This window comes from Candidatus Curculioniphilus buchneri endosymbiont of Curculio glandium (genome assembly GCF_964275155.1).
GTDB lineage: Bacteria > Pseudomonadota > Gammaproteobacteria > Enterobacterales > Enterobacteriaceae > Curculioniphilus > Curculioniphilus buchneri.
Window position 1 is genome coordinate 367,604 of the sequence record NZ_OZ193413.1, and the last position, 12,315, is coordinate 379,918.

The 12,315-nt window shown below is 27.1% G+C and carries 5 protein-coding genes; 1 reads left to right on the forward strand and 4 read right to left on the reverse strand.

Annotated elements, in window-relative coordinates; translation table 11 throughout:
* Nucleotides 1-1,956: 1,956 nt before the first annotated feature.
* Nucleotides 1,957-4,029, forward strand: coding sequence for an oligopeptidase A (gene prlC, locus ACICP0_RS01110; protein ID WP_395480113.1), 2,073 nt, complete (start codon nt 1,957-1,959; stop codon nt 4,027-4,029).
* A 706-nt stretch (nt 4,030-4,735) separates the two neighbouring features.
* On the opposite strand, the gene mnmG is transcribed toward prlC, so the two are convergent.
* The 4 genes from mnmG to gshB all read right to left on the reverse strand — a co-directional run bounded on the left by mnmG (nt 4,736) and on the right by gshB (nt 12,138).
* Nucleotides 4,736-6,628 carry a tRNA uridine-5-carboxymethylaminomethyl(34) synthesis enzyme MnmG gene (gene mnmG, locus ACICP0_RS01115; protein WP_395480114.1) on the reverse strand — a complete coding sequence of 631 codons (1,893 nt, stop codon included), beginning with the start codon at nt 6,626-6,628 and terminating at the stop codon, nt 4,736-4,738.
* A 3,462-nt stretch (nt 6,629-10,090) separates the two neighbouring features.
* Nucleotides 10,091-10,504: a Holliday junction resolvase RuvX gene (ruvX, locus tag ACICP0_RS01120; protein WP_395480115.1), complete on the reverse strand. Its 414-nt coding sequence runs from the start codon at nt 10,502-10,504 to the stop codon at nt 10,091-10,093.
* Nucleotides 10,504-11,067: a YqgE/AlgH family protein gene (locus tag ACICP0_RS01125; protein WP_395480116.1), complete on the reverse strand. Its 564-nt coding sequence runs from the start codon at nt 11,065-11,067 to the stop codon at nt 10,504-10,506. Before ACICP0_RS01125 ends, ruvX begins: the two co-directional genes overlap by 1 nt.
* 117 nt (nt 11,068-11,184) lie before the next feature.
* Entirely contained in the window at nt 11,185-12,138 is a 954-nt protein-coding gene (gshB, locus tag ACICP0_RS01130; protein WP_395480117.1) for a glutathione synthase, read from the reverse strand.
* Between the last annotated feature and the right edge of the window lie 177 nt (nt 12,139-12,315).

Sequence of the window (12,315 nt, forward strand, 5' to 3'; positions counted from 1 at the left end):
TAAATTCAATTTGAAAGAAATCAAAATATTTTTGATATTAACCTGATTATGGAGATAATATAACTATATCACTATATAATAAATATTTGGTAGTTTTTAATTTAGATCTATCATATTACATGATATGTAAATTCTTTGAAAAACGAATTTTAAAAAGAGAGATATAATCTCATGGAAATGTTCTGAGCAAGAACAATGTTCTTCAATATCTAATTGAAAAAATAAATAAATAAAATAAAAATTAATCTTAATATATAAATTAAGTTGTATAAATTATGTATGAGGAATTTCGTATATATTATTAAATTTTCTATGAAATAAATAAGAACTTATAGTTCTTAATAATTTTATCGATAATTTACTTAGATTAACATCTATGATTTATTTTTTTAATGATTATGCATATATCAGATATGGATATAATCTATGTATTTTAATATGATTTAATACTTAAAAAGTAAGTTATTTATTTTTATAAAATAAAATATGAAATACATAAAAAAAAGTAGATTGTCCTGTTTACGTATCAATATTATTGAAAATAACATTTTATATTAAAGATTTTGATCTTACTATACAATATTTTTATTGTATAGAATACTTTGTCAAAGTTGATTACTTAGATTAAAATTTTTCAGTGTTTTGCTATAAAGTATAGATGTCTAAAATGAGTTCATGATGATACCGTAGTATACGAAATCGTTACTAATAATAAAATTATTATTGATGATTTTTTTAGCTTTCATGAGATCGATTTAATTCTATAATTTGGTAGTGATTTTTTCGTAATTTATTAGTATTACTTTTATTTAGGATCAGTACGATTTCTTATGTTTTTCATGCAATATTAATTAGATAATACAATATTGGTAGTGCGCACTATTAACTATGGTAATAGAAAATTAATAATAATTAAAAGTGTTATATGAACAATTCACACAGTAATAATATATCCTATGCTTTCATTATTGAGTCTTTTTCAAAAAATGTATAAATAAATTTACTTCATACGTTATTAATTAGCTCGATGTTTTCAAATCGTTTTGTATATTCTAATTTTTCTAATATTTTCATTTGAACGAGACGGTAATCATATAATTAAGATTAATACATTCATAAAGTAAAAAAAGTGAATATCAAAAATATTAATACTATATATGGTGTGTATATATGTTTTATATAACACAGTAAACTATATCAATGCATTGACTAATGTGGTTCTGTCCCATTCTGTCAGATGAAAGGATTGTTGGAGATCTCAGACTAAAAGGAATAGATATTTTTATAAATCGCAAAAATATATAATATCTTATCTTTTTCGATACTTGGGTTGTTGAATTAATTTATCCTTGGCAGATAGCTGATATAACTTTAGTTTAATCATTGAAAATGATAGCTAAATTTGGAATATTTTTAATAAAAAATTATAACTACTAGAATTGATAATGATTTTTTTAAACATTATCAATGTCATGAATATCCGCAAAATCACTTAATTGTTAATGAATATATAAAGAATATATTCTACATATTTCTAGAAATTTTATTTTTATACATTCTATACTGTATCTTTTTTCTGGAAGATATCTTTTAATATGACTATATTATTAAAAATAATATCTATACTTATCTAACAGTGGTAATATTTATAATATAACGTATTATTTTGACATGGAATAATATATCAATGCTAATTGATTCAATATAAATTAGCGAGTAACTAATTAATTGAATAACTTGGTCAAATTAATGCTCTATTATTAAACTAAGTAAATTTATAAAACATGCTATACTCAACAATTTTTGGATATCTAAATTATGATAGAAATCAGTTCTCATTAAATTGCCTTATCATATTCAAATCAATGCTATAGTTTATATTGGTTTTAACCATCATTAACTTCGTGTACATTCTTATACTATTATTTTCTCAAGGTAACTAAGGCTATTTTAGCTATGACTAATCCATTACTCACTATGTATTCATTACCTCCTTTTTCTTCTATCCGTCCTGAACATGTTTTACCTGCAATACAAGACACACTCAAGCACTGTTATAATAAGATTGAACATATTGTAGAACAGCTTGGTCCGGTTACATGGGATAACTTATGTCAACCACTAGCAGAAGTCAATGACCACCTTAGTCGTATTTGGGCTCCAATAGAGCACTTAAACGCTGTTCAAAATAGTTTAGAACTGCGTAAAGTGTATGAACAAAGTTTGTTGATATTATCTGAATACAGTACATGGGTAGGACAACACAAGGGTCTATATCAAGCTTACCAGAATCTACATTCTGGACAACATTATATGCAATTAAGCGTAGCACAAAAAAAAGCAGTTGATAATACATTACGTGATTTTGAATTGTCTGGGATCACATTACCTGTTGAAAAACAACAGCGATACGGGAAAATTGTTGCACAACTTTCTAAGTTAAGCTCAACCTATAATAATAATATACTAGATGCAACTAAAGGATGGAATAAACTGATAACTGATGAACAACTATTAATTGGTATGCCGGAAAACAATAAAAATCTTGCTCGGATACGGGCAAAAACTTACAACATGGAAGGATGGTTATTAACGTTAGATATTCCTAGTTATTTAGCAGTACTTACTTATTGCGATAATATTACCTTAAGAAAAGAGTTGTATTACGCGTATAATACTCGTGCATCTGATCAAGGACCACATGCTGGTCAATGGGATAACGGTCCAATTATAAATGAGATGTTAATTTTACGCTATGAATTAGCACAATTACTAGGTTTTGACAGTTATGCTGATAAATCTCTAGTTAAAAAAATGGCTAATAGTCCTGATCAAGTGATTAGTTTTCTTATGGATCTTTTAAAACGAGCATATCCAAAAGGCAAAAATGAAATAGAACAGCTACATGCTTTCGCAAAACAACACTTTCATTGTAAAGTGTTAGAACCATGGGATTTAGTCTATTACAGTGAAAAACAAAAACAGCATTTATTTTGTATTAATGATGAAACAGTCAAATTATTTTTTCCAGAAAATCAAGTAATTAGTGGTTTATTTAAAATAATAAATTGTATTTATGGAATTACAGCTAAGGAACGTGCAGTTGAAGTATGGCATCCTGATGTCCGTTTTTTCGATCTTTTTGATGAATCGGGTGAACTGCGTGGTAGTTTTTACTTAGATTTGTACGCTCGTGATAATAAACGTAGTGGTGCTTGGATGGATTCGTGTATAGGAACGATGCGTAAAGCAGATGGTACACTTCAAACAGCAGTGGCATATCTCACTTGTAATTGTAATCATCCGATAGACGGAAAAGCAACATTATTAACTCATAACGAAGTTATAATATTATTCCATGAATTCGGACATGGCTTACATCATATATTAACCCGTATTGATACTCCAGGAGTTTCTGGCATGGATGGAATCCCATGGGATGCAGTAGAGCTACCAAGTCAATTTATGGAAAATTACTGCTGGCAATCCGATGCTTTAACATTTATTTCTGGTCATTATCAAACTAAAGAACCTCTACCTAAACAAATTCTAAGTAATTTATTAAAATCAAGAAACTTTCAAGCAGCTTTATTCATCCTTCGCCAAATTGAATTGAGTTTATTTGACTTATACATATATTATCAATATCGACCAACACAAGGACCACGCGTTCTGGAAACGCTAATAAAAGTAAAAAAACAAGTATCTGTGCTTTCAAATATGGAATGGGAGAGATTACCACATACTTTTAGTCATATCTTCTCTGGAGGATATGAAGCAGGATATTATAGTTATTTATGGGCTGATCTATTAGCGGAAGATGCTTGGTCTCGATTCGAGGAAGAAGGAATTTTCAATCGAGCAACTGGCGAATCATTCCTTAATAATATTCTTTCACGTGGTGGATCTGAAGATCCAATGGAACTCTTTATACGTTTTCGCGGCCGTAAACCACATATTAAAGCTATGCTTCGCCATTATGGTATCCAAGAAAACGAAAATCATACTCGATCTATTTCATTGATATGAAATATCAAATTATAGAATATAGTGACTACTTATAAAAAGTAATGCATACTTTTTATTTTGTTTGATTGAATATTCAAGAAATTTACTAAATTGTTTTAATTTACTAGTGGCTTAAAAGAAAAATTCTTACTTATTTCAAATATAGAAAAATTCTTACTTATTTCAAATATATAGTAGTGCTTAATATTAATGAATACATAACATGGATAGAGAAACCTCTACTATTATAAATTTCACGTTAAATTTCTATATTACTATTATTTAAAATACATAGAATCTAACATAATGATGTAAAAAATAATACCATTCTTAATTTTAAGTAATTTTAAATATAGTTATTTAACTACATTAAATATTGATTTATGAATATAATTGATTATTATGGTAAACTGATACAATTTTTATATTTTTTGATATCTAATTAATTTTAAATTAAAAATAAAATACGTTTTTATATGCTGATAAATAATGACCACAAGATATTTATATAGTAATTATATTGTATAACCATAAAAAATACATTTAATCAAAATATTTGTTTTACATACACATGATTATTTCATGTTAATACAATTCACAATGTGACGTTATTTATGTTTGAAAAACACTGCTAATTTTTTATTCCAATTTCTATTAACTATTAACTATATGATAATCATCACGATTTCAAGATTTCATTTAGCTAATATTATTAGCAATCTTGTTTTTATTCAGTGTGTTGATGTAACATGCCATTTTTTTTCAACCAAATTAATAAAATGGAAATTGCTGCTGGTGTGATACCAGAAATACGAGATGCTTGGCCGATAGAATTTGGCTTATAATCATTTAATTTAGCAATTACTTCATTAGATAGTCCCGATATAATACTAAAATCCATATCCATTGGTAATGGAGTATGTTCATTACGTACCTGACGGATAATGTCCTCTTTTTGACGAAAGATATAGCCTTGATATTTGATGTTTATTTCAATTTGTTGAGCAGCTTGACTGTCAGTCAATGCTGGACTGAAATGATCCAAACTAACTAATTGTGAATAATGCATCTCTGGACGGCGTAGCAATTCTTCACCATTAACTTCGCGTGTTAAGGGACTTTTAAGTATTTTATTGAGCTTTTTTATTTCTTGAGTATTAGGATGTATCCAAATGTCACGAAGACGCTGGTGCTCATATTCAATATTATCTAATTTAGTACATAAACGTGCCCAACGGATATCACTTACCATACCTAAACGTCGGCCAATTTCTGTTAAACGAATGTCAGCATTATCTTCTCTTAGTAATAAACGATATTCTACACGAGAAGTAAACATACGATAAGGCTCTTTGGTACCACGAGTGCATAGATCATCGATTAATACACCTAAATAAGCTTGATCACGCCGCGGAGACCAACCTTCCTTGTCTGAAGATAAGAGAGCAGCATTTAAACCAGCTAGCATACCTTGAGCGGCAGCTTCTTCATAACCAGTGGTACCATTAATCTGACCCGCAAAAAATAGTCCTGCAATCAATTTACTTTCTAATGTTAATTTTAAATCTCGTGGATCGAAGAAATCATATTCAATCGCATAACCTGGCCGTATGATACGTGCGTTTTCTAGACCTTGAATAGAGTGAATAAATTCGACCTGTGTATCGAACGGTAAACTAGTTGAAATTCCGTTTGGATAAATTTCGTTGCTGCTAAGCCCTTCTGGTTCTAAAAAAATTTGATGAGTATCACGATCAGCAAATCGTATAACCTTATCTTCAATGGATGGACAATATCGTGGGCCAGCACTCTTTATGAGTCCAACATACATTGGACTACGATTTAAATTTTTTCGAATAATGTCATGTGTCTTATTATTAGTAAAAGTAATGTAACAAGGCACTTGTTTTGGATGTTGTTCTATAGATCCGAGAAATGAAAATACTGGTAGCGGCGTATCCCCATATTGAGTAGTGAGCTGAGAGAAATCAATACTTCGTACGTCAATACGCGGTGGAGTACCAGTTTTTAAACGACTTATTCTAAATGGTAAGTCTCGCAAACGATACGAAAGCGAAAGAGAAGGAAGATCTCCTATTCGACCACCACTATAATTATTCATACCAATATGAATCTTACCACTTAAGAAAGTACCTACAGTCAGCACGACAGCGCGAGCGCGGAATTTTACACCCATTTGGGTTATAGAGCCGATTACTCGATTATCTTCGATGATCAAATCATCCACAGCTTGCTCAAAGATCAGCAAATTAGATTGGTTTTCCAAAGCACAGCGCACTGCTTGCTTATATAGAACTCGATCGGCTTGCGCACGAGTAGCTCTAACAGCCGGTCCCTTACTTTTATTTAGTATTCTAAACTGTATTCCAGCTTGGTCAATAGCTTGAGCCATAAGACCTCCCATGCTATCAATTTCCTTTACTAAATGTCCTTTTCCAATACCTCCAATTGCTGGATTACAAGACATTTGCCCAATTGTATCTATTCTATGCGTTAGTAGTAAGGTTTGACGTCCCATACGGGCTGATGCCATCGCTGCTTCCGTACCGGCGTGACCGCCACCAATCACTATGACATCAAAATTATCCGGATAAAACATAGTAAAACCTCACATTGAACGCTTTTTTGTTAAAAATGTAGGAATAAAATTTACCACAGTAAAATACGATTTAATTAAAAGTTCATTCATGACTTTAGAGTATAACATTCATATTTAAAAATCTTTAAGGTTTTTCAATTTTTTAATTCTTGTATTAATGCGATGATCATAATCACATTTTATTAAGCTAATAACTGAAAATAATAATTTATTGTAGATCATTTTTTTATAAAGCTAGATTACGATCACATTAATAATGTTTCGATCTTATAGATGATTATTTATTCACTATCAGTATAGTACGGAATAATGTTATTAATGTTACATTGTGTTGTCTATTAACTTGTTATTGATAACTATCAATCTTTGATATATCAAAGATTTTCCAAAAAAATAATATCATTTTACGAATGTTTAAGAGAAACTCGAATTTCGAATTATAGATAATTATAATCATCTATAATAACATATAAGGAGCATGTTAATCAAAAGAAAGCTAACCGTTCAATTAAACATTAGAATATTTTCTATGCATTACTTTTATCGATAGTATATCGCCAAATGATAAAATAATGGTTTTGTTGTTATATAAAATATACAAATTTTTTAAAGTAATGATTGATTAATCATGATAATTTACTGGAATTAAACCTTTTATTACATATATTCAATAATATGATTGACATCATAATTCATTAAATTAGACATATTCATTCTTTCATTATTTTTATTTAAATTACTTCACTTTATAAAGTCAAACTAATGTTTTTCATCTAAATTTATTCAAAAATAGTAGTTATCTTTAATATTTTTCAATAAAAAATTATTAAATAATGTCATATATATAACATTATTATACTTATATTTATCTCATGATTATAATTATAATCACTAATTTCTAATAACTATGTTATTAATATAACATGGCTAAATTTAAATGGTTAAATAATAAATTATTTAAATAAAACATACTAAATAATATTTAAATTTTTAAAATATAAAAATGATAAATTGATAATAGGTCTGATCTTTTAACAGATTTATTTAAGTCTGAAAATAAGATAGTTTTTAACTAATATATGTATATTTTAAATTTAAAAATTTATTTTAAACACAGTAAATATATTATTTATCATGTAACTAAAATAGTTAGATATATACAATATATATATTTTATAATGTATAAATATTAGAATATATAATATTTTTATTTATAATTAACTATTAATTAATCCAAATAGATTATTTGTTTATCAAATTTGTTAATTATTTTATATTATACTAGAATAATGGCATTATATACCATATAGAATATGTATATGCTATTAAGAAAGTCAATTACTGAATTACACTCAATTGATAATATAAATTCATTTTGAAATGTAGGTAGAATTTTAAGTCTGTACTACAGTGAAATACCTGAAATATCAATTCAAAAAGAAAATAGAAAACAAATAGGAAAATATAGATGTATCTATTAACAATAATAAAATATAAGTAAATTTTAGTATGTTCGAAACATGGTGTTTGTTCTTTTTTGACAAAGAGAAAAATTCTTCTTTATAAGGAAGACATAACATATTTTTTTGAATTTTATCTCAATAATTAAAATTACTATACAAAGTATATAATTGAGAAACCTCAAAAAGGTTTATAACAGGTAATTTATAAAAATTATTTATAATTTTTATAAATACAATGAATACATCTTATTCTTATATTTTCTTATAGATCTAATATATTTATTAATATAAATATTCCATTAAAAAAAAGAGATTGAGTATGGTCATTGATATAATAGAAATATTAAATTTTGATTTAAAAGGATGATCATATAACAATGTTTACTCATATTATGAACTTTTATCTAGAATTAGATATAATATAATGAATATTATTAAATATACTAAGCTAAATTTAGCATATTACAAAATAGATCCTTATCCTAATTTTAATATATAATTTTTTAATCCTTTTAAATATAAATTAGCATTAAAATCTTTGATTAAAGAATATTTCAAAAATATCTATTAAAGGGTATGTCTAAATTGGTATGTTAATGTATAAAACATTATCTATTGATAGCATCATCATTAAATGCTCAGATATAATGATATTTATAAAAACATTATTAGTAATAAATTTTAATTAAATATGTAATACATGATATGTATAAAAGTACAATTGATTTCCTTAAATTATAAAATTATAAGAATCATTTACATAATGATGTAATTATGTATTCTAGTATAGAATACTACATTTTTTTCTTAAAATATTTTAAATTATATTTAAAATAATTTAAATATATAAAGTGCTAAATTAATGCTTATCTTATTTTAAGTACTGCAATATCATTGATCAATAAATAAATGGATTTTAAATAAAAAAACTAAAATACAGATAGATAATAGCTATTTATTTTTTATAATACTTAATATACAAATTATTTTTTCATTATTCATAGTGATAGTATATTAGCTAATAATTAACTGGATTGTATGATTTATAATTTAATAACATAGATAATAGATTATATCTACTAAATTATTATTTGTAATTACAATGCACATATGTATTATGTGTATATTGTAATATCTTAAAATTATATTGACTATATTAATTTTAGTCCATTTTTAAATCAAAAATTTAATTTTTAATAATAAATATACCATATAAATAGTATAGTACTATTGAAACAACTATTCATGAGTTATTTAACCTAGATAGAATAGATTCTTTAATAATTTCTAGTAGAGATTTTTCAGAGTATTTAATATTGAAAGATACACACTGTTCTTTAAAAAGATAATTATATATTTAATTTTGATCTAAATATTTCTTATTAATTATAATAAGGTATATAATTATAAAATTAAAGTATTTTATACTTTAAGATCAATAATATTATATAAATAATATCGAATAAATGAGATATATTATTATAAGATTCTTATGTCTATGATATTTTTAACAGTATTTGTATGTAGCATGTCCAATCAGAAAAACTTTTAACATTTCTATACGGATATTAATAATCTAATAACAAATACATTATACGGACAATGTTTTAAAATAAAAAGATATTTCATTACTATCACTTAAAGTGCTAATTAAAAATTATTATTGAATAATAATAGTATGTCTTAATAATTAATGATTTTTATTACTTATATTGAATTATATCGAGAGTTTAAAGATTATAATTATTTGATATAATTAACTTAATAATATTATTAAAAGATGAAATGTTCACGCTGTGGTTTTTATATTATACATATAGAGTATATTATATTATGTATATGTTGTAACTCGATGATAAAATGGTATGATGTATTGATATAACTTGTTTCATTTTTTTATAAAAAATACTATTTTAGCATATTCATAAGGTTTAACAAGGTTATTATCAGATCGGTATGTTTTATATTTCATATCATAAACTCATTATGCTAATATAAATTACCTTAACCAACTTTCTAATATAATAGCCGCTGATGTTGCATCTACCTGACTTTTTTTTAAAGCACGATAGCCACCTTGTTCAAAAAGTTTAGATCGGGCTTCTACTGTGCTAAGCCGTTCATCATATAGTATTGTTTGTATTCTGAACTGAGTGTGTATTTGATTGGCAAAGTTTCGTGCTCGTATCGTCAGAAATTGCTGACTACCATTCATGTTTAATGGTAGTCCTACTATTATTATTTTTGGCTGCCATTCATTAATGGTTTTTTTTACATATATCCAATTGGGCATGCCGTTCCGAGCCTTAAATATTGTCAGAGGTTGGGCAGTACAAGTTATATGTTGACCAATGGCTACTCCTATGCTTTTTAGACCAAAATCGCACGCCATAATAATATCGCTGTACTTCATTAGGCATGTCCTACCTGATTTGTAATATTATGAATATTGATACCAAGCATTTGCGCAGCTTGAAACCAACGAAATGCAATAGGTGTATGAAACATAATTTTGCTATCAGCAGGAATAGTTAGCCAAGCATTATTAAGTAATTCACGCTCTAGATGGCCTTGTCCCCAACCAGAATAACCTAATGCAACTAATATATCATTAGGTTGGTCAGCAGTACCAAGCGTTTCTAAAACATCTTTAGATGTAGTGATCATGGTTTGCGGTGAAATACCAATACTTGATCCAAATCCTTCACGTGGCGTATGTAAGATAAAACCACGGTCATCTGCTAATGGTCCTCCAGCGAATACTGGTTGATTCAATTGATTAGCCAAATTACGATCTTCAGGCATGATTTTGAGTTTATGTAATATATTTTCGATAGTAAAGTGTTCAACAGGTTTGTTGATTACAATACCCATCGCACCGCTACTATTATGCTCGCAGATATATATTACTGATCGTTTAAACAATGGATCTTGTAATGAAGGCATAGCTATAAGAAAATGGTGTTGTAAATTCATATTTGAATTATAAAATGTGAAGTCGATTTAAAAAAAGATGTTCAGTATGTAGAAAGAATGAACATTCATGATTATCCGAAAGCGTAATCAGATTACGGCAATATTTATTTTAATTAATCATCGTTTCAATGCCAATTTTTTTTCAATTGATTCCATTAACATTCCAGTAATTGAAATAGGAAAGGCTGCTTCAATTTCACGTAGACAAGTGGGACTAGTTATATTAATTTCGGTAAGACGATCTCCGATAATATCTAATCCTACAAAAATCAATCCCTTTTTCTTCAATATTTTTGCTATATTATGAGCGATCTTCTGATCGCTCTTAGATAAAAAACGAGCTTCTCCATATCCACCAGCGGATAAATTACCACGAGTTTCACCTTGTTTAGGAATACGTGCTAGACAGTAAGGCACTGGTTGACCATCTATAATCAGTACTCGTTTATCTCCTTCTTTTATAGCCGGCAAATATTCTTGTGCCATGCAAAAACAACAACCATAGCAGGTCAATGTTTCGACAATAACGGAGAAATTAGGATCGTTTTCTTTAATGTGGAATATTGAATTTCCTCCCATACTATTAAGCGGTTTTAATATAATTTCTCCGTGTTCTTTCCAAAATTCGTAAATATGATCATAACGTTGACTAAGTAAAGTGTCTGGCATATATCTTGGAAACCAAGATGTAAATATTTTTTCATTACAATTTCGTAAATTTTGTGGCTTATTAACAACTAATACACCTTTGTCTTCTGCATGCTCTAATATATAAGTAACATATATAAATTCGGTATTAACAGGAGGGTCTTTACGCATTAATATTATGTCTAACTCGTTTAATTTAATGTCTTGATCGCTATAAAAATTATACCAAGGATTACCATCCTTTTTGACTGATAAGAGTCGAGTAAAAGCTCTTGCGTCGTTACCACGTAAATATAAAAAACTTATTTCCATGTAATGAATTTCATAGCCTCGACGTTGTGCTTCTAACAACATAGCAAAACTACTGTCTTTATTGATATTGATGGATGCAATAGGATCCATTACAATTCCAAGCTTAATCATTTTATATCCTTTCATTGAAGAAAGTTGCTTATGTCGAAAAGCAGTAGCCTTGACGTTTTAATTAATTAATGAATCAAATCCTAGTGTATTTATAAATAATAATTTATGTCATATTTTATTAAAAAAAGACCATAACCACATTATAAGAAAATGTTTATTTACTAAAAAATCAAACAA